At 63.0% G+C, this 18,532-nt stretch carries 18 protein-coding genes; 12 read left to right on the top strand and 6 right to left on the bottom strand.

Going from position 1 to position 18,532, the window contains the following annotated elements; all coding sequences use genetic code 11:
* Nucleotides 1–78 precede the first annotated feature (78 nt).
* From M8997_RS15960 to glcF, 3 genes are read left to right on the top strand one after another with little or no spacing between them, the layout of a single operon-like run.
* Complete coding sequence (locus M8997_RS15960; protein WP_250015206.1) at nt 79–1,575, top strand: FAD-linked oxidase C-terminal domain-containing protein; 1,497 nt, start codon at nt 79–81, stop codon at nt 1,573–1,575.
* Nucleotides 1,575–2,786, top strand: a complete 1,212-nt coding sequence (gene glcE / locus M8997_RS15955) for a glycolate oxidase subunit GlcE (protein WP_250015204.1) — start codon at nt 1,575–1,577, stop codon at nt 2,784–2,786. The genes M8997_RS15960 and glcE overlap by 1 nt, the downstream gene beginning before the upstream one ends.
* A gap of 2 nt (nt 2,787–2,788) precedes the next feature.
* Nucleotides 2,789–4,105: a glycolate oxidase subunit GlcF gene (gene glcF / locus M8997_RS15950; RefSeq protein ID WP_250015202.1), complete on the top strand. Its 1,317-nt coding sequence runs from the start codon at nt 2,789–2,791 to the stop codon at nt 4,103–4,105.
* Between the two features lie 132 nt (nt 4,106–4,237).
* Here glcF and M8997_RS15945 read toward each other — a convergent pair whose 3' ends face one another.
* Nucleotides 4,238–5,026 carry a L,D-transpeptidase gene (locus tag M8997_RS15945; RefSeq protein ID WP_250015200.1) on the bottom strand — a complete coding sequence of 263 codons (789 nt, stop codon included), beginning with the start codon at nt 5,024–5,026 and terminating at the stop codon, nt 4,238–4,240.
* A gap of 194 nt (nt 5,027–5,220) precedes the next feature.
* Between M8997_RS15945 and M8997_RS15940 the strand changes: the two genes are divergently transcribed.
* The 6 genes from M8997_RS15940 to msrA all read left to right on the top strand — a co-directional run bounded on the left by M8997_RS15940 (nt 5,221) and on the right by msrA (nt 10,655).
* On the top strand, nt 5,221–5,868 hold the full coding sequence (locus tag M8997_RS15940; RefSeq protein WP_250015198.1) for a DNA-3-methyladenine glycosylase I: 648 nt from the start codon (nt 5,221–5,223) through the stop codon (nt 5,866–5,868).
* 108 nt (nt 5,869–5,976) lie between these two features.
* Nucleotides 5,977–7,485: a histidine--tRNA ligase gene (hisS, locus tag M8997_RS15935; protein WP_250015196.1), complete on the top strand. Its 1,509-nt coding sequence runs from the start codon at nt 5,977–5,979 to the stop codon at nt 7,483–7,485.
* Nucleotides 7,486–7,493: 8 nt separating this feature from the next.
* On the top strand, nt 7,494–8,624 hold the full coding sequence (locus M8997_RS15930; protein WP_250015193.1) for an ATP phosphoribosyltransferase regulatory subunit: 1,131 nt from the start codon (nt 7,494–7,496) through the stop codon (nt 8,622–8,624).
* Entirely contained in the window at nt 8,621–9,319 is a 699-nt protein-coding gene (hisG, locus tag M8997_RS15925; protein WP_250015192.1) for an ATP phosphoribosyltransferase, read from the top strand. Before M8997_RS15930 ends, hisG begins: the two co-directional genes overlap by 4 nt.
* 135 nt (nt 9,320–9,454) lie before the next feature.
* Entirely contained in the window at nt 9,455–9,961 is a 507-nt protein-coding gene (gene msrB, locus M8997_RS15920) for a peptide-methionine (R)-S-oxide reductase MsrB (RefSeq protein WP_250015191.1), read from the top strand.
* 4 nt (nt 9,962–9,965) lie between these two features.
* Complete coding sequence (gene msrA, locus M8997_RS15915) at nt 9,966–10,655, top strand: peptide-methionine (S)-S-oxide reductase MsrA (RefSeq protein WP_250015190.1); 690 nt, start codon at nt 9,966–9,968, stop codon at nt 10,653–10,655.
* A 51-nt stretch (nt 10,656–10,706) separates the two neighbouring features.
* Here msrA and M8997_RS15910 read toward each other — a convergent pair whose 3' ends face one another.
* The gene (locus M8997_RS15910) at nt 10,707–11,102 is read right to left on the bottom strand and encodes a DoxX family protein (protein ID WP_250015189.1); all 396 of its coding nucleotides are present in this window, start codon (nt 11,100–11,102) and stop codon (nt 10,707–10,709) included.
* Nucleotides 11,103–11,201: 99 nt separating this feature from the next.
* A complete protein-coding gene (gene fumC / locus M8997_RS15905) occupies nt 11,202–12,593 on the bottom strand; it encodes a class II fumarate hydratase (protein WP_250015188.1) in 1,392 nt (463 codons plus the stop codon).
* Between the two features lie 219 nt (nt 12,594–12,812).
* On the opposite strand from fumC, the gene M8997_RS15900 reads away from it, so the two are divergent.
* Both M8997_RS15900 and M8997_RS15895 read left to right on the top strand, forming a co-directional pair.
* Complete coding sequence (locus M8997_RS15900; RefSeq protein ID WP_250015187.1) at nt 12,813–13,217, top strand: SRPBCC family protein; 405 nt, start codon at nt 12,813–12,815, stop codon at nt 13,215–13,217.
* Between the two features lie 74 nt (nt 13,218–13,291).
* Nucleotides 13,292–14,320: a DUF2332 domain-containing protein gene (locus M8997_RS15895; protein WP_250015186.1), complete on the top strand. Its 1,029-nt coding sequence runs from the start codon at nt 13,292–13,294 to the stop codon at nt 14,318–14,320.
* 30 nt (nt 14,321–14,350) lie between these two features.
* On the opposite strand, the gene M8997_RS15890 is transcribed toward M8997_RS15895, so the two are convergent.
* Entirely contained in the window at nt 14,351–14,914 is a 564-nt protein-coding gene (locus tag M8997_RS15890; RefSeq protein ID WP_250015184.1) for an NADPH-dependent FMN reductase, read from the bottom strand.
* Nucleotides 14,915–15,006: 92 nt separating this feature from the next.
* On the opposite strand from M8997_RS15890, the gene M8997_RS15885 reads away from it, so the two are divergent.
* Complete coding sequence (locus tag M8997_RS15885) at nt 15,007–15,405, top strand: helix-turn-helix domain-containing protein (protein ID WP_250015182.1); 399 nt, start codon at nt 15,007–15,009, stop codon at nt 15,403–15,405.
* 102 nt (nt 15,406–15,507) lie between these two features.
* Here the strand turns inward: M8997_RS15885 and groL are convergent, their stop codons facing one another.
* Both groL and groES read right to left on the bottom strand, forming a co-directional pair.
* Nucleotides 15,508–17,151, bottom strand: coding sequence for a chaperonin GroEL (gene groL / locus M8997_RS15880; RefSeq protein WP_250015180.1), 1,644 nt, complete (start codon nt 17,149–17,151; stop codon nt 15,508–15,510).
* A 62-nt stretch (nt 17,152–17,213) separates the two neighbouring features.
* The gene (groES, locus tag M8997_RS15875) at nt 17,214–17,510 is read right to left on the bottom strand and encodes a co-chaperone GroES (protein ID WP_250015178.1); all 297 of its coding nucleotides are present in this window, start codon (nt 17,508–17,510) and stop codon (nt 17,214–17,216) included.
* Nucleotides 17,511–18,532 lie beyond the last annotated feature (1,022 nt).

Here is an 18,532-nt window from a genome sequence, read left to right as displayed (position 1 = left end):
CAGCGTCCAGATGCGGTGATGGGAGTCTGAGGCCGAACCGGTTCGTTTGCAAGGCGGGTAGGCCGTTAGGGAGGTTTGATGTCTGGTCTGGTGATGCCGAAGGCGGACGAGGCGACGCTGTCGCGGCGGGCGGCTATCGTTGCCGCCCTGCGCGACATCGTGCCGGGGGAGGGCGTTGTCGATGCCGTCAACGAAATGCGCGCCTTCGAGTCCGACGCGCTGACCGCCTACCGGCAATTGCCGCTGGTGGTCGTGCTGCCCCAGACAGTCGCCCAAGTCTCCCGCATCCTGAAATATTGCCATGACAACAATGTGAAAGTGGTGCCGCGCGGATCAGGCACATCGCTCTCCGGCGGTGCGCTGCCGCTGGAGGACGGCGTGCTCCTGGTCATGTCCCGGTTCAATCGCATCCTCGAGATCGATTATCCCAACCGCGCCGCGATCGTGCAGCCGGGCGTGACCAATCTCGGCATCACCCGCGCCGTGGAGCATGAGGGCTTTTACTATGCGCCCGATCCCTCATCGCAGATCGCCTGTTCGATCGGCGGCAATATCGCGGAAAACTCCGGCGGTGTGCACTGCCTGAAATATGGTCTTACGGCCAATAATGTGCTCGGCCTCGAAATGGTGCTGATGAACGGCGAAATCATCCGGCTCGGCGGCAAGCACCTCGACAGCGAGGGCTATGACCTTCTCGGGCTGGTGACGGGATCGGAAGGCCTGCTCGGCGTGGTGACCGAAGTGACGGTGCGCATCCTGCAGAAGCCGGCAACCGCGCGTGCGCTCATGGTGGGGTTCCCGACCAGCGAGGAGGCCGGGCGGTGCGTGGCCGATATCATTGCCGCGGGCATCATACCCGGCGGCATGGAAATGATGGATCGCCCCGCCATCCATGCGGCGGAGGATTATGTCCATGCCGGCTATCCGCTCGACGTCGAAGCGCTGCTCATCATCGAGCTGGACGGTCCGGCGGTGGAGGTCGATCACCTGATCACGATGGTGGAGGCGATCGGCCGCGACAATGGTGCGACCACCTGCATCGTGTCGCAGAGCGAGGAACAGCGCATGGTCTTCTGGGCCGGGCGCAAGGCAGCCTTCCCGGCGGTCGGACGCATCTCGCCGGATTATCTCTGCATGGATGGGACGATCCCCCGCAAGGCCTTGCCCGGCGTCCTTGCCGGCATGCGCGCGCTGTCGGAGAAGTATGGCCTGAGGGTCGCCAATGTCTTCCATGCGGGGGATGGCAATCTCCACCCGCTGATCCTTTATGATGCCAATATTCCCGAAGAACTGGCGAAAGCGGAGGATTTTGGCGCGGATATCCTGCGTCTATGCGTAAAAGTCGGCGGCGTCCTGACCGGCGAACATGGCGTCGGCATCGAAAAGCGCGACCTCATGCCGGAAATGTTCAACGAAACCGACCTGAACCAGCAGATCCGGGTCAAATGCGCCTTTGACGACAGGCATCTCCTCAATCCGGGCAAGGTCTTCCCGCAATTGCACCGCTGCGCCGAGCTCGGGCGGATGCACGTCCACCGCGGCAAGCTGCCCTTTCCCGACCTGCCGAGATTCTGATGACAGTGTTTACTCCCGGCACCGAGGCGGAGATCGTCGATGCGGTTCAATGGGCGCTCGGCGCCGCGACACCCATCGAGATAGTCGGACAGGGCTCGAAGCGCGGCCTTGGGCGGCCGGTGCAGACGGAACATGCGGTTTCGCTCGCGGCCTATGGCGGCGTCATCTTCTACGAGCCGGACGAACTCGTGCTGTCGGCGCGGGCGGGAACGCCTGTCGCCGAACTCGAGAAGCTGCTGGCGGAGAATGGCCAGTCGTTCCAGTTCGAGCCCATGGATTATGGCCGGCTCCTCGGCGGGCCGGCGGGGCAGGGCACGCTGGGCGGCCTGCTTGCGACGAACCTTTGTGGCCCCCGCCGCTTGAAGTCTGGCTCGGCGCGCGATCACGTGCTGGGCGTCCGCGTCGTCTCCGGGCGCGGCGAAGTGTTCAAGTCCGGCGGGCGCGTGGTCAAGAATGTCACCGGCTACGATCTTTCCAAGGGCATGGCCAATTCCTGGGGCACGCTCGGCGTGGCCTCGGAAATCACCTTCAAGGTCCTGCCCTTGCCCGAAACGGAAACGACGCTCATGCTGCGCGGGCTCGACGACGAAGCTGCGGCGCGGGCAATGGCCATCGCCATGGGCTCGAGCGGCGAAGTATCGGCAGCCGCGCATTTGCCCGCCAATGTGGCGGGGCGGGTGGCCGACGGCGCGCTCGGCGGCGAAGCCGCGACGCTGCTGCGGCTTGAAGGTTTCGCGCCATCCGTAGCAGATCGTGCCGCGATGCTGCGCAAGCTTCTGGTGGCGGCGGGCGACATCGACGCTGTCTCGGGTGCCGCTTCGGCGGATATATGGCGCGACATACGCGACGTGACGCCTTTCGCCGATGGCACCGAACGCCCGGTCTGGCGCGTTTCCATGACGCCGATGGAGGCCTGGAAGCTGGTGGCGTCGCTGCGCATGGGCGCGGCTGTCGATGCGTTCTACGATTGGCAGGGCGGCCTCGTCTGGCTGCGCATGGAAGGCGATCCGGAGGCGGAAGCCGTGCGCGCGCTCATCGCGAAATATGGCGGCGGCCACGCGACGCTGGTGCGTGCGCCCGTTGCGGTCCGCGCATCGACCGCGGTGTTCCAGCCGCAGGCAGAGGCGCTGGCGGCGCTTTCCCGTCGGCTGAAACAGCAGTTCGATCCCGAAAACATCCTCAATCCCGGCCGCATGGTCGCAGGAGTTTAAGCTTGCAGACGAATTTCACGCCCGAACAATTGCTTGATCCCGGGGTCGCAGAATCCGAAAAGATCCTGCGCAAATGCGTCCATTGCGGTTTCTGCACCGCCACCTGCCCGACCTATGTCACGCTCGGCAACGAACTCGACAGCCCGCGCGGCCGCATCTACCTGATCAAGGACATGCTCGAAAACGGCCGTGACGCCGATGCGCAGATCGTCAAGCATGTCGACCGCTGCCTGTCCTGCCTCGCCTGCATGACGACGTGCCCGTCGGGCGTCAACTATATGCACCTCGTCGACAATGCGCGCGCCCATATCGAAAAGACCTATCGGCGGCCGCTGGCGGACCGGCTGACGCGGACCCTGCTGGCGAAGGTACTGCCCTTTCCGGCGCGCTTCCGCGTGGCGCTCAAGGCCGCCAGATTGGCCCGGCCATTGGCGCCGCTCCTCAGGAAGGTCGGTATGTTGCGGCCCTTTGCGGCGATGCTGGAACTCGCGCCCCGCACCGTCATGGCCGATTCCGCCTCCGCCCGTCCCGCCGTCCATTCGCCCGCATCGGCGCCCCGCGCCCGCGTCGCATTGCTGACCGGCTGCGCCCAGCCCGTGCTCGATCCGGAGATCAATGCGGCGACCATCCGTCTCCTCACGCGGTTGGGCGTGGAGGTCGCCGTGCCGGCCGGCGAAGTCTGTTGCGGCTCGCTCGTCCATCATATGGGCCGCGAGGACGAGGCGCTGGCCAATGCCCGCCGCAACGTCGACGTCTGGACGAGGGAAATAGAATCGGCCGGTCTCGACGCCATCATCATCACCGCCTCGGGCTGCGGCACGACGATCAAGGATTACGGCTATATGCTGCGGCTCGATCCCGCCTATGCCGAAAAGGCGGCGCGCGTGTCGGCGCTGGCGAAGGACGTCACCGAATTCCTCGCGGCCCTGGAACTGCCCGCGCCGGAGCACGCGCCGGGCCTGGTCGTCGCCTATCATTCGGCCTGTTCGATGCAGCATGGCCAGAAAATCATCCGCCAGCCCAAGGAATTGTTGCAGGCCGCCGGCTTCGTGGTGAAGGAACCGGCGGAGGGCCATCTTTGCTGCGGGTCGGCGGGCACCTATAACATCATGCAACCCGAAATTGCCCGTACCCTGCGCGACCGGAAGCTCGCCAACATCGAAGCGACCGGCGCGGCAATGGTCGCCACCGGCAATATCGGCTGCATGACGCAATTGGCGGGCGGCACGAAACTGCCGCTGGTCCACACGGTCCAGTTGCTCGACTGGGCCTATGGCGGGCCGCCGCCGGCCAATCTGCCGGCGCAGCGGCTGCACTGAACAGTCGAATGGGGACGGCGGTGCAACGCGCCATCCCCATTCTCCGGCGTCCCCCGACGCCGTCCCCAGTACTGGCCCCCAGCACTGGCCCCCGGCACTGTCCCCAGCACTGGCCCCCCACGAGAGGCCTGTTCAGCGCACGATCACTTTCGTTCCGACGCCCACGCGCTCATAAAGCTCGATGACGTCTTCATTGCGCATCCGGATACATCCGCTCGATACGGATTGCCCGATGGTCCAGGGCGCATTGGTGCCATGGATGCGGTAAAGCGTCGAGCCGAGATAGAGCGCCCTTGCTCCGAGCGGATTGGCGACGCCGCCTTCCATATGGGCCGGCAATATGCGTCCCTTGCGCTTCTCGCGCCTGATCATTTCGGCCGGCGGATGCCAGGAGGGCCATTCGGCCTTGCGGCTGATCGTATTGGTGCCGGACCAGCCGAAGCCTTCCTTGCCGACGCCGACACCGTAGCGATGCGCGGTGCCATCGGCCTCCACCAGGAAAAGAAAGCGTTGCGCCGTGTCGATCACGATCGTGCCGGCCGGCTCGGGCCCGTCATAGGCAACCGTCTGCGGCAGGAATTTCGGGTCCATCTCGCGCTTTTTCTTCACGCTCTTCGGCGGTGCTTCCGGGCGCTGGAATGACACTTCCCGCGCCGCGGGATTGGCGGCCGGCGCACGCTTGCTGCGGCGTGGCTTCACCGGCCGCACCGGCTCGTCGTCGAAAACGACATAATTGCGCGGATTGACATTGCGCGAATTGGCTGGCCTGCCGACCGGGCGCTGGCGCAATTGCTTGACCCAGGGCGCCGACACGTCCGGGCTCAGCACCACCGGAGGCCGCGTGGCATAGCGTTCGCTGGCAAAGGCGTTGGAAGCAATCGCCGAGGCAAGCAGGCAGATGAGAAATGGACGTATCATCATGGATTTTCTCGATGGAACACTGCTGACAGCCCACTCTGCTGACGGCACATGTCAGGTTTCGGGTTGAGTTTGCCCCGGTTCCAGTAGAAAAAGATGAACAAATCGGCCGCATGGGCGATTCCGCGGCCGAACTGTCGGTTATGGTTACCGGTCTCTTGTCGCAATTGGTTAATTTTTAACGATCGGGGTCGAGCATGAGCACGGAAGTGGCGGCGAAAACAGGCTTGATGACGGGCGAGGACGGGCTTGCCCGCTGCTCCTGGCCGGGCAATCTGCCGGAATATATCCGCTACCACGATCATGAATGGGGCCGCCCGGTTGCGGACGATACAAGGCTGTTCGAGAAGATCTGCCTCGAAGGCTTCCAGTCCGGCCTCTCATGGCTGACGATCCTGCGCAAGCGCGAGAATTTCCGCGCGGCCTTCGACGGTTTCGACTTTCGCAAGGTGGCGCGCTATGGCGAGGCCGATGTGGAGCGGCTACTGGCCGATGCCGGCATCATAAGGCACCGCGGCAAGATAAATTCGGCGATCAACAATGCGAAGCGCGCCATCGAACTCATCGAGGAAAAGGGCAGTCTCGCCGCCTATTTCTGGTCGTTCGAACCGGATGAAGGCGAAAGGCCGAAGCGGGTCGATTATCCGACACTGATCGCCAATCCCACGTCGCCCACCTCCGTGCGGCTGTCCAAGGACCTGAAGAAGCGCGGCTGGAGCTTCGTCGGGCCGACCACGATGTACGCCCACATGCAGGCCATGGGGCTGGTCAACGACCATATCGAGGGGTGTAAATGCCGCCGGGAGGTCGAGGATCTGCGCGCGGCGTTCAGGCGGCCCCGTTAGTCTCGATCCTTGCCCTTCAGGGCGTGATCCGCTAGAGCCTTCCCCGAAGGTTCCGGCGCAGCCGGCATTTCAGATTGAGTACCCATTTCAGGATATCGGACAAGCATCATGACAACGAAAGCGGACAGGGTTAAGGCGCGGCTTCCGCGCGGTTTCGTGGACCGCGCCCCGGAGGACCTGCGCGCCGCCGAAAAGATGATGGCCGAGATCCGCAAGGTCTACGAACTCTATGGCTTCGAGCCGGTCGAGACGCCGCTCGTCGAATATACCGACGCGCTGGGCAAGTTCCTCCCCGACCAGGACCGGCCGAACGAAGGCGTGTTCTCGTTCCAGGACGATGACGAGCAATGGTTGTCGCTGCGCTACGACCTGACGGCGCCGCTCGCGCGCCATGTCGCTGAAAACTTCGAAACCATCGCCAAGCCCTATCGCAGCTATCGCGCCGGCTGGGTCTTCCGCAACGAAAAGCCCGGTCCCGGCCGGTTCCGGCAATTCATGCAGTTCGACGCCGATACGGTAGGCGCGCCGTCGGTCTCGGCCGATGCCGAAATGTGCATGATGATGGCGGATGTCATGGAGGCGCTGGAGATCAAGCGCGGCGATTACGTCATCCGCGTCAATAACCGCAAGGTCCTCGACGGCGTGCTCGACGCCATCGGTCTTGCCGGCGATGAGAATATCGCCAGGCGCCTGACCGTGCTGCGGGCCATCGACAAGCTCGACAAGTTCGGCCTCGAGGGCGTGCGCGAGCTGCTCGGCAAGGGCCGGCTCGACGAGAGCGGCGATTTCACCAAGGGCGCCGGGCTCGATGACGAGGCGATCGGCAAGGTGCTCGACTTCACCTCGGCTGGCGGCGCCAGCGGCGAAGAGACGATCGCCAACCTCCGGCAGGTGGTCAGCGGCAATGAAAAGGGCAGCGAAGGCGTTGCGGAACTCGAAACGATCGAGGCGCTGTGCCGGGCGGGCGGCTATGAAGGCCGCGTCAGGATCGACCCTTCGGTCGTGCGTGGGCTGGAATATTACACCGGCCCCGTCTTCGAGGCAGAGCTGACCTTCGACGTGACCAATGAGAAGGGCGAGAAGGTGGTGTTCGGCTCCGTCGGCGGCGGCGGCCGCTATGATGGCCTCGTCTCCCGCTTCCGTGGTGAGCCGGTGCCGGCAACGGGGTTCTCGATCGGCGTTTCGCGGTTGATGACGGCGTTGAAGAACCTCGGCAAGCTCGGCGTATCGGATGGGGCAGGGCCGGTGGTCGTCCTGGTGATGGACCGCGATACGGCGAGCCTCGGACGCTACCAGAAAATGGTTGCCGAACTGCGCCAGGCGGGTATCCGGGCGGAAATGTATCTCGGTGGCTCCGGCATGAAGCCGCAGATGAAATATGCCGACCGTCGCGGCGCGCCCTGCGTCGTCATCCAGGGCTCGCAGGAGCGTGAAAACGGCGAAATCCAGATCAAGGACCTCGTCGAGGGCGCGCGCCTCGCCGCGCAGATCGAAGACAATACGACCTGGCGCGAAAGCCGTCCGGCCCAGATTACCGCCAGGGAGACGGAATTGGTGGCCGAGGTCCGCAAGATATTGCAGGCGCAGGCGGAAGACCGCGCCAACGGATTGGGATAAGGTCAGACGTGAACGCTTTCCGCGCCCCGGCCTTCGCCAATGAGCTTGCCGCGCTGATCAGCGCGCGGGAGGCCGAACTCGTGGATATTCCGGTCATCCAGCCGGCCGACCAGTTCCTGGACATGGCGGGCGAGGATCTGCGGCGGCGCATTTTCCTGACCGAGAACGAAAACGGCCAAAGCCTCTGTCTGCGTCCCGAATTCACCATTCCCGTCTGCCGCGACCATATCGACCGTAACGCCGAGACGCCCAAGCGCTATGCCTATCTTGGCAAAGTGTTCCGGCAGCGGCGCGAGGGCGACAGCGAGTTCTTCCAGGCCGGCATAGAGGATCTTGGCGATGCCAACCGCGCCCGCGCCGATGCCCGCTCGCTTGCCGATGCGCTTGCCGCCGTCCGTCTCGTCGCACCGGCGGCGGAGCTTGAGACATTGCTCGGCGACCAGGCCATATTCGAGGCGGTTCTCGCCGCCCTCGGCCTGCCGCGCGGCTGGCAGAAGCGGCTTGCGCGCTCCTTCGGCAATCCCGGCCAGCTGAAGGCGCTCATCGCCGACCTTGCCTCCGACAGGCGCAGCGACGAACTGCCGGAGCATCTGGCCCGCCATGTGGCGCAGCATGACGAAGCTGCGCTCGCCGCCGGGCTGGAAACGGAGATGCAGGATACCGGCATTTCGCCCGGCGCCGGCCGCACGCCGCTCGAAATTGCCCGGCGCCTGATCGAAAAGGCCGATCTCGCCTCGATCCGCCTGCCCGCGCGGGCACTTTCGGCGCTGGAATCCTTCCTCGCCATCCGCGTGCCGCTGCGCTCGGCCGCGGGCGATCTGCTGCGCTTTGCCCGCGCCAATGATTTCGACCTCGGCCCGGCGCTCGAACAGTTCGAAGCAAGGTCGGCCTCCATCATGGAAGCCGGTATCGGGCATGAGACGATCATCTACGACGCCGCCTTTGGGCGCCCGCTCGATTATTACACCGGCCTTGTCTACGAGGTCGTCTGCGTCGGCAAGCCGGGTATCGGCGCCATTGTCGGCGGCGGCCGCTATGACCGGCTGCTGACGATGCTCGGCGCGGTCGGCTCCATCCCCGGAGTAGGGTTTTCGATCTGGCTCGATCGGCTGGAGCGCATCGCGGGAGAGACCGAATGACGATCACGCTCGCCTTGCCATCCAAGGGGCGCCTCAAGGAGCAGGCGCTCGCCGTGCTTGAAAATGCCGGCCTGGAAGTCGTCCTGCCCAAGGACCAGCGCAATTACCGCGCCAGCGTGCGCGGCGAGAGCCGCATCGATATCCTGTTCCTTTCGGCATCGGAGATCGCCCGCGAACTCGGCTATGGCAGCGTCGACCTCGGCGTGACCGGGGAAGACCTCGTTCGCGAGACACTCGCCGCCGCCGACGAGCGCGTCGGCATCGAAGCGCGCCTCGGCTTCGGCCATGCGGATGTCGTCGTGGCGGTGCCGGAAGTCTGGTACGATGTTTCGACGATGGCCGACCTCGACGATGTCGCCGCCGATTTCCGCCAGCGCCACGGACGGCGCCTGCGCATAGCGACGAAATACTGGCGGCTGACCCAGCAGTTCTTCTCGCAGATGCACGGCATCCAGGTCTATCGCATCGTCGAAAGCCTCGGCGCTACCGAAGGCGCTCCGGCCTCCGGCGCCGCCGATATCATCGTCGATATCACCTCCACGGGGTCCACGCTGCAGGCAAACCACCTGAAGATACTGGAGGACGGCGTCATCCTGCGGTCCGAGGCCTGCCTTGTCGCCTCGCGCGCCGCCAGCGACGCGGCGGGTGTCGCGGAGGTGGCCGAGCGCATCAAGACCAGCCTCGCATCGGCCTGACCTTTCCCATGGTCCTCGGGGCCGGGCCCATCAAGTCTGCGTGAACGGCAAGCCCGATCTGTAACTTTTATCCCGCCGATACGTATTCCTGCATATCGCCGCCAAGTGCGGTAAGATCATGCAGGGAGAGCCAGGATGATGACACGGCGGACGCTTTTTGGAACCGCGCTGACGGGAGTGGCAGTCGCTGCGCTCTCGCGGTTCATGGGCCCAAGCCCATCCCGAGCGGCAGACAAGTTTGAAATCGAGCGCACGGACGCCGAATGGCGGGCCCTGCTGTCGCCGGATCAATATGAAGTATTGCGGCAGGAGGGCACGGAACGCGCCTTTTCCAGCCCGCTCGACCACGAGAAGCGCAAGGGCATATTCGCCTGCGCCGGATGCGATCTTCCATTGTTCGACAGCGCGACGAAATTCGACAGCGGCACCGGCTGGCCAAGCTTCTGGCAACCGTTGCAGAATGCCGTCATCGAGAAATCCGACACATCCTGGGGCATGATCCGCACCGCGGTGGAATGCCGGCGCTGCGGCGGTCATCTCGGCCATGTCTTCGACGACGGGCCGCAACCGACCGGCCTGCGCTATTGCATGAATGGCATTGCCATGAAGTTCAATCCGGCAGCGGCCGAGGTGAAAGGATAATCCGATGAGACTTTCCCGAATTCTGTTTGCGGCCGCCTGCCTCGGATTTGCAGCGCCGGCCATTGCGGCCGAGACTGCGGTGATGGCGCCGCCGCCGGCACTGGACCAGGCAACGCCGTCGGAAGTGCAGTCGATCGTGCTCGCCGGCGGCTGTTTCTGGGGCGTGCAGGGCGTCTACCAGCATATGAAGGGCGTCACCAGCGCCGTTTCGGGCTATTCCGGCGGCACCAGGGAGAGCGCTGACTATGACCGCGTCAGCAATGGCGACACCGGACATGCCGAAGCCGTCTTGGTGACGTTCGATCCGAAAGTCGTGTCGCTCGGCAAGGTGTTGCAGGCCTATTTCTCCGTCGTGCACGACCCGACGCAGCTGAACCGCCAGGGGCCGGATGTCGGCACGCAATATCGCTCCGCCATATTCACGACGACCGACGAACAGCAACGCATCGCCCGCGAATATATCGCCCAGCTCGACAAGGCGAAGGTCTATTCGGCGCCCATCGTCACGAAGCTATCGAAGCTGACGGCGTTCTACCCGGCGGAAGCCTATCATCAGGACTATGCGACGCTGCATCCGACGCAGCCCTATATCGCCTATAATGACCTGCCGAAGATCGAGAACCTGAGCAAGCTGTTCCCGGAGGTCTACCGCGAGAAGCCGGTGCTCGTCGGGGATGGAAAGCCCACCAACTGACAATGAAAAAGGCCGCGGAAGCGGCCTTTTCTTGTTTTGCGAACGCTGGTCTTACGCGCGACGTGCGTCCAGCGAGAAAGCACCGGCGCCATGGGCTGCAAGAACGAAGAAGCCGCCGGCGACGCCGAGATTCTTCTGGAAGAACATGAATTGCGCCATGCCCGCATCGCCGCTCCAGTCGAGGTGGGCGACCGCGGTGGCGGCGAGGGTGAACAGGCCGAGAAGCAGGGCGGCGATCCGGGTCTGGAAGCCGACGAGCACCGCGATGCCGCCGAAGAACTCCAGGAGACCGACGAGAACGGCGACGATCGTCGGAGCCGGCAGGCCCTGGCTGGCAAAATAGCCCGCCGTGCCGCCAATGGCAGTCAGCTTGCCCCATCCCGCCATGATGAACATGAACGATAGTAGAATACGACCTATAAGTACCAGTATGCTATTGTTAGCCATACGACTTTCTCCTGAGTAAAGGACCGTGGGTCAATACGCGACTTTATCTGTTTACCAAAGACGCGTATTTGACAACAGATTGTTCAACGGATCCTTGGTTTATTCAGGTGCGATCATCCGTTCGGGCCTTACCAGGCGGTCATAATCTTCCGCCGAGACGTGGCCGCTGGCCAGCGCTTCTTCGCGCAGGGTGGTGCCGTTCTTGTGCGCGGTCTTGGCGATCTTCGCCGCATTGTCGTAGCCGATGGCGGGCGCGAGCGCCGTCACCAGCATCAGCGACCGTTCGAGCAGGTCGGTGATGCGCACTTCGTCGGCCTCGATGCCCTCGACGCAATTATCGGCGAACGAGACCATGGCATCGGCAAGCAGTCGTATCGATTGCAGGACGTTGAGGGCGATCACCGGCTTGAACACGTTGAGTTCGAAATGGCCCTGGCTGGCGGCCACGGTCACGGTGGTGTGGTTGCCGAAAACCTGCGCCGCCACCATGGTGAGCGCCTCCGCCTGTGTCGGGTTGACCTTGCCCGGCATGATCGAGGAGCCCGGCTCGTTTTCCGGAAGCTTCAACTCGCCGAGACCCGAACGCGGCCCGGAGCCGAGGAAGCGGATATCATTGGCGATCTTGAACAGATCGGCGGCAAGGGCGTTGAGCGCGCCATGGAAATTGGCAAGCGCGCCATGGCTGGCGAGCGCCTCGAACTTGTTGGGCGCCGTCTTGAAGGGCAGGCCGGTGATGTCGGACACGGCTTCGGCAAAGCCGGTGTCGAAGCCGACCGGTGCATTCAGTCCCGTTCCGACGGCGGTGCCGCCCTGGGCGAGAAGGAAGACGTCGCCAAGGCTCTGCTCGATCCGCCTGCGCGCATATTCCAGCGCCGCCCGGTAGCCGGAGAATTCCTGGCCGAGGGTCACGGGGGTGGCGTCCTGCGTATGGGTGCGGCCGATCTTGATGATGTCCGCGAAGGCCTTTTCCTTCCTGGCCAGCGCATCGGTCAGGTGATCGAGCGCCGGGTAGAGCCGCTTCGTCGCCTCGATGGCGGTGGCGATATGGATTGCCGTCGGGAACGTGTCGTTGGACGACTGGCTCATATTGACATGGTCGTTGGGATGGACCGGCTTCTTCGAACCCTTCGTTCCGCCCAGCATTTCGATGGCCCGGTTGGAGATGACCTCATTGGCATTCATGTTGGACTGGGTGCCCGAACCCGTCTGCCAGACGACGAGTGGAAAATGATCGTCCAGCTTGCCCTCGATGACCTCTTCGGCGGCGACGGTGATCGCGCGGCCAATGACCTCGTCCAGCTTGCCGAGGGCCATGTTCGTCTCCGCGGCCGCCCGCTTCACGATGCCCAGCGCATGCACCAGCGGTATCGGCTGGCGCTCGCCGCCGATCTTGAAATTGTGAAGCGACCGTTCCGTCTGGGCTCCCCAGTATCTGTCGGCTGCAACCTCGATCGGGCCAAACGTATCGGTTTCGGTACGGGTAGAAGTCATGGTGCGTTTTCCTGTGAAAGTTGGCGAAATCACTACTGCGAAGCAGGGCGGGAGGCAAGGTTTGCCGTTGCAGATGTTGGTCCCCGGACCATAAGCTGCTAGTGTGGTATATGCCTCACTATGGCAGCAGGGGACGCTGCTGCAACCATGTAGTGAACTTCAGATTCGGGGCACCGGGATAAAATCGATTATAGATCTGCTGGGGAGGCCAGTCTTGCGATGCATGAAGCGCGGACACTTCAAATCTCCATTCAACGCAACTGGAAGGATGTCTATGACTACGCCTGCGTACCGGACAATCTTCCGGAATGGGCGTCGGGGCTGACGTCCGGCCTGCAGAAGCTCGGCGATGAATGGCTGGCGGATGGTCCCGCCGGCAAGCTGCGCCTGCGATTCGTGCCGCCCAACGATCTGGGCGTGCTCGACCATTGGGTGCGGACGGAAACGGGCGAGGAAGTCTACATACCGCTGCGCGTCGTCGCCAATGGCGAGTGCTCGGAACTCAGTTTCACGCTTTTCCGGCTGCCCGGCATGGACGACGAGAAATTCACCGCCGACGCCGCCTGGGTGATGCGCGACCTGCGCAAGCTCAAGGATATTCTGGAAACGCAACTCGTCCTGTAGGATGCGAGGGCCATGGCCGAATCCCGCAATTTGCGCATCGATTATGTCGAACGCGCCGTCTGGTCCGAGCGCTGATGAGCGTGAGAGACAGTTTTGTCCGGCAGGCGCAGGCCTGCCTTTCGCTCGGTTCGCCCTTCACCGCCCGGCTTTGCGAGGTCTTGGCCGCGAAGCTCGACGGAACGAGCCGCTTTGGCAGCCGCATCCTCGATTGGCAGGGCGATCCGGTGCATGCGGCGCTGCCATTGCGTGCGGCAGGGGGCTTGCATGCCCTCGCTCGCTCCGGCGCCTCGCCGCAATTGCGGGCGGTCTATCCGCCCAACCAGAGCGACGATGACAGGCTATGGGTCGCCATCGAGGGCGCGATTCGCAATCACGACGCTTTTCTGGCGGGCTATCTCGACAGTGCGCCGCAAACGAACGAGGTGGCCCGTTCCGGCGCCATTCTCGGCGCCTGCCTGCATCTGGCGGGGCGAACGGGACTGCCGATCGACGTCTACGAGATCGGGTCGAGCGCCGGCCTCAACCTGGCATTCGACCGCTATCGATTCGATTTCGGCGCGGCCGCCTGGAATGGCGATTCAAGCGTTGAAATCCGCTCGCAATGGCGCGGCAATGCGCCCGATACCAGCCAGGAGCTGCTGATCGGCTCGCGCCAGGGCTGCGACCTCAATCCGCTTGATCCGGCCTCGGCGAGGGACCGCGAGCGGCTGCTGTCCTATGTCTGGGCCGACCAGGAGGAACGGCTGCGGCGGATAAGCCAGGCGCTGTCGCTGGCGGCGGAGGCCAGGTACCGGGTGGAGCGCCAGGGTGCCGCCGCCTGGCTCGTGGAAAAGCTGCGTATGCCGCGCGAGCGCGGCCGCACGCGGCTGCTGTTCCATACGATCGTCTGGCAATATCTGGATGAGGATACCAAGGCCGGCCTTGTGTCGGCGATCTTCGAGGCCGGCGATGCGGCGACGGAGGATACGCCGTTTGCCTGGCTCGCCATCGAGCCGGACGATGTGCCGGGCTCGGCGGACATTGGCCTTACTTTGTGGCCGGGGGAACGGTCGATGAAGCTCGGCCGCGCCGATTTCCACGGCCGCTGGGCCGAATGGGCGTGAGGGGGCGGCCAGGACAGGCCGCCCGATGCTTCAGGCCTTTTCGCGGGCAGCTTTCAGCGCATTGCCCCACCAGGCGAGCTGGTCGATCTGGGCGGTCAGCGCCTCGTTCAGATGCGGATAGTCGCCGAGCTTCTTCTCGCCTTTGACGACGGTCAGATATTCCGGATAGGAAATATGCACGCCGGCCTTGACCGAAGCGGCGCTCATCTCGACGAAGATGCCGCGCAGATGTTCCACGGCCCGGGCACCGCCGACGCCGCCATAGCCGACGAAGCCGACGGGCTTGTGGATGAAATCGCCAAGATCGATGGCGTTTTTCAGCACGGCGGTCGGGGCATGATTATATTCGGCGACGGTGATGATATAGGCGTCGAACGTACGCAGCTTCTTCTTCCAGCGCTCGGCCGTTTCGGTTTCCGCCGTCGTGCTGCGCTCTTCGCCGAAGAAGTGCATCGGATAGTCGAGGAGATCGACGATTTCGGTCTCGACGTCGCTGCGGCCAGCGGCGAGTTCGGAGGCCCATTTGGCCGGATATTCGGCGAAGCGGCCCATGCGCGTGCTGCCGACGATGATCCCGATCTTCAGTTTTGCCATGCTCGGTGAATCCTTTGTGCTTGGGGGTGGTAACGATTGGTGACCGGCGCTATATAAGTGACCATCTCGAGACGTGGCAAGGAGGCACTTTTTTGAAACCGAATCACTTCGAAGTAACCAGCGCATGCGCCACCGTGCACAATATCCTGCAGCGTGTCGGCGACAAATGGACGGTCCTCGTCGTCAGCTTCCTCGGCAAGCGGCCGATGCGCTTCAACGAGCTGAAACGGACGATCCCCGGAATATCGCAAAAGATGCTGACGAGCACCCTGCGCGGGCTGGAACGCGACGGGTTCGTCACGCGGACCGTGTTTCCGACGGTGCCGCCGCGGGTGGATTATGAACTGACCGATCTTGGCCGCAACCTGCTGGTGCCGGTGCGGGCGCTGGGTGACTGGGCCGTCGCCAACGAGGCGCGCGTGCGGACGGCGAGGGCCCGTTTCGACGCGAGAAACGGCCTGGTGGAGAGTTTTCCCGAGGCCGCAGAATAGGCGCCAAAACAGGTGCCGAACAGGCACCAATCGGCATAGGTTCGGAACAAACAAAAAAGGCGGGCTCGTGGCCCGCCTTTTCCGCATTTCTGACTGGACTGATTAGAAGTCCATGCCGCCCATGCCGCCCATGCCGCCGCCTGGCATTGCCGGTGCAGCGGATTCCTTCTTCGGCGTCTCGGCGATCATGGCTTCGGTGGTGACCAGAAGACCAGCTACCGATGCAGCGTCCTGAAGGGCAGTACGAACGACCTTGACCGGATCGACGATGCCGAGGGCGATCAGATCGCCATACTCGCCATTGGCCGCATTGTAGCCATAGGTGTCCTTCTTGTTGTCAAGGATCTTGCCGATGACGATCGATGCTTCATCGCCAGCATTGGTAGCGATCTGGCGGGCCGGAGCCTGCAGGGCGCGACGAACGATGTTGATGCCTGCATCCTGATCGGCATTGATGCCCTTGATCGTCAGGCCGGCCGAAGCGCGCAGCAGAGCGGTGCCGCCACCAGGAACGATACCCTCTTCAACGGCAGCGCGCGTTGCATTGAGAGCGTCGTCGACGCGGTCCTTCTTTTCCTTCACTTCGACTTCCGTCGCACCGCCGACGCGGATGACGGCAACGCCGCCAGCGAGCTTGGCAAGACGTTCCTGCAGCTTCTCGCGGTCATAGTCCGAAGTGGTCTCTTCGATCTGCTGCTTGATCTGGCCGACGCGAGCGGTGATTTCGCCCTTCTTGCCATTGCCGTCGACGATCGTGGTGTTTTCCTTGCTGATCGACACCTTCTTGGCGCGGCCGAGCATGTCGAGCGTGACGCTTTCGAGCTTGATGCCGAGATCTTCGGAAATGACCTGGCCGCCCGTGAGGATGGCGATGTCTTCCAGCATGGCCTTGCGGCGGTCGCCGAAGCCCGGTGCCTTGACGGCAGCAATCTTGAGGCCGCCGCGCAGCTTGTTCACGACGAGCGTGGCAAGTGCCTCGCCTTCAACGTCTTCGGAGATGATGACGAGCGGCTTGGAGGTCTGGACGACAGCTTCGAGAACCGGCAGCAGCGCCTGGAGGTTCGACAGCTTCTTCTCGTGGAGAAGGATGTAGGCGTCCTCGAGGTCGGCAACCATCTTCTCGGGATTGGTCACGAAGTAGGGCGACAGGTAGCCGCGGTCGAACTGCATGCCTTCGACGACTTCGAGCTCGGTCTCGGCGGTCTTGGCTTCTTCAACCGTGATGACGCCTTCATTACCGACCTTCTGCATCGCCTTGGCGATCATTTCGCCGATCTCGGTCTCGCCATTGGCGGAGATCGTGCCGACCTGGGCGACTTCTTCCGAGGTCTTGATCTTCTTGGCCTTCTTGACCAGTTCCTTGACGACTTCGGCGACGGCGAGATCGATGCCGCGCTTCAGGTCCATCGGGTTCATGCCGGCAGCAACGGCCTTGCCGCCTTCCTGAACGATGGCCTGGGCGAGAACGGTAGCGGTCGTGGTGCCGTCGCCGGCAATGTCGTTCGTCTTCGAAGCGACTTCACGGACCATCTGCGCGCCCATGTTCTCGAACTTGTCTTCAAGCTCGATTTCCTTGGCGACAGTCACACCGTCCTTGGTGATGCGGGGAGCGCCGAACGACTTGTCGATGACGACGTTGCGACCCTTCGGGCCCAGCGTCACCTTGACGGCGTCGGCAAGGATATTGACACCGCGCAGCATGCGCTCACGCGCGTCGCGGCTGAATTTTACGTCTTTGGCAGCCATTTTCATCTCTCCTGGGATCAAACCCGGTTTGATTTAAAGTTGTTGTGGATGGGTACCGGCAATCAGCCGATGATGCCCAGAATGTCGGATTCCTTCATGATCAGCAGATCTTCGCCGCTGATCTTCACTTCCGTGCCGGACCACTTGCCGAACAGGATACGGTCGCCAGCCTTGACATCCAGCGGTACGAGCTTGCCGGCTTCGTCACGAGCGCCGGTGCCGACTGCGATGACTTCGCCTTCCTGCGGCTTTTCCTTGGCGGTGTCTGGAATGATGATGCCGCCGGCGGTCTTCGCCTCGGATTCGACGCGGCGCACGACAACGCGGTCGTGAAGCGGGCGGAACTTGGTTTTGGCCATGGTTAGAACCCTTGAGTTGGTGACAAAACGATCGACGGATGATGCAACATCCGCACTATTAGCACTCGTTGCGGGTGAGTGCTAACTGGGTTCGGAGATAGTAGGAGGCGCTGCGAGAGTCAAGGGAAACCACAGGGGAAATCCAGGATGTTCCTGAACGCGGGGTAAATATTCGTGCCGCCATGCCAGCCCCTGCCGGGCAATCCCCGCAACCTCCGTTTCCACGATCGATCCAGATTCCCCGCGCTCACTTTCCTCATGGTTAGCACCCTCCCTCATACCGAGGGCAATGGGTGGATGGCAGAGGGGTGATTCTGAGATGTTGGCGGTATTGAGAGCTCGCAGAACCAGAACCATGCAATCAATCCAATTTCCCTCATCCTGAGCCTGTCGAAGGGCGCAGCAACGTTTGTGCAATCCCTTTTTTGGGAAGCTGCAAAAAGCATCGTGCGTGCTTCGACAAGCTCAGCATGAGGGAGGTTGGCTCAGCATGAGGGTGGTGGAGATCGGCATAGGCGAGGTGGATTAAATACGGAAAATCATCACCACGCCCGCGCAATCGCGTCTGGTCATTGAAAAGGGGGGAGACGGGCGGTCTTCAGCGCGTCAGTAGTGGTATCAGGGTCGAGGTCCGAAGACCGCCCGCGACGTCTTTGCCTGCTATCGTTGCGCTTGTCAGACGCAACAACCCGGAAAACGAAGCGCCACCCCCGTTTCCTTCTGCAGTTTGCCGGCCAGTCGGGGTTGTCACTTCCGACTATCCGGCAACGCCATCCTTCCCCAGCAATCGAAACAGCGCCGGAAGCTGCTCCCCCACTGGAAAGGATTTGTGCAGAATAACCCGGTTTCAAAGTGGTGGGATAAGTTTCCACTTATCCCCCAAGGAGGGCCGTGTGTTGCATTACTGTTGGGGGGCTTTCGACAGGCTCAGGATGAGGATGATTGATTTGATTGCAGAAAAGCAGGGAGCCAGGGTCTGAAACCTCGCAGAATTATCCCCCTGCCAAACACCCAACCTCCCT

Origin of the sequence: Phyllobacterium sp. 21LDTY02-6 (genome assembly GCF_023554255.2) — a bacterium.
Classification (GTDB): Bacteria; Pseudomonadota; Alphaproteobacteria; order Rhizobiales; family Rhizobiaceae; genus Phyllobacterium.
Note: the sequence above shows the minus strand (reverse complement) of the source record. Positions and strands in the feature narration are given on the sequence as shown.

Coding starts and splice junctions, on each gene's coding strand:
- M8997_RS15960 (WP_250015206.1), top strand. CDS start 79: ATGTCTGGTCTGGTGATGCCGAAGGCGGACGAGGCGACGCTGTCGCGG.
- glcE (WP_250015204.1), top strand. CDS start 1,575: ATGACAGTGTTTACTCCCGGCACCGAGGCGGAGATCGTCGATGCGGTT.
- M8997_RS15945 (WP_250015200.1), bottom strand. CDS start 5,026: ATGATGATACGTCCATTTCTCATCTGCCTGCTTGCCTCGGCGATTGCT.
- M8997_RS15940 (WP_250015198.1), top strand. CDS start 5,221: ATGAGCACGGAAGTGGCGGCGAAAACAGGCTTGATGACGGGCGAGGAC.
- hisS (WP_250015196.1), top strand. CDS start 5,977: ATGACAACGAAAGCGGACAGGGTTAAGGCGCGGCTTCCGCGCGGTTTC.
- hisG (WP_250015192.1), top strand. CDS start 8,621: ATGACGATCACGCTCGCCTTGCCATCCAAGGGGCGCCTCAAGGAGCAG.
- msrB (WP_250015191.1), top strand. CDS start 9,455: ATGATGACACGGCGGACGCTTTTTGGAACCGCGCTGACGGGAGTGGCA.
- msrA (WP_250015190.1), top strand. CDS start 9,966: ATGAGACTTTCCCGAATTCTGTTTGCGGCCGCCTGCCTCGGATTTGCA.
- M8997_RS15910 (WP_250015189.1), bottom strand. CDS start 11,102: ATGGCTAACAATAGCATACTGGTACTTATAGGTCGTATTCTACTATCG.
- fumC (WP_250015188.1), bottom strand. CDS start 12,593: ATGACTTCTACCCGTACCGAAACCGATACGTTTGGCCCGATCGAGGTT.
- M8997_RS15900 (WP_250015187.1), top strand. CDS start 12,813: ATGCATGAAGCGCGGACACTTCAAATCTCCATTCAACGCAACTGGAAG.
- M8997_RS15895 (WP_250015186.1), top strand. CDS start 13,292: ATGAGCGTGAGAGACAGTTTTGTCCGGCAGGCGCAGGCCTGCCTTTCG.
- M8997_RS15890 (WP_250015184.1), bottom strand. CDS start 14,914: ATGGCAAAACTGAAGATCGGGATCATCGTCGGCAGCACGCGCATGGGC.
- groL (WP_250015180.1), bottom strand. CDS start 17,151: ATGGCTGCCAAAGACGTAAAATTCAGCCGCGACGCGCGTGAGCGCATG.
- groES (WP_250015178.1), bottom strand. CDS start 17,510: ATGGCCAAAACCAAGTTCCGCCCGCTTCACGACCGCGTTGTCGTGCGC.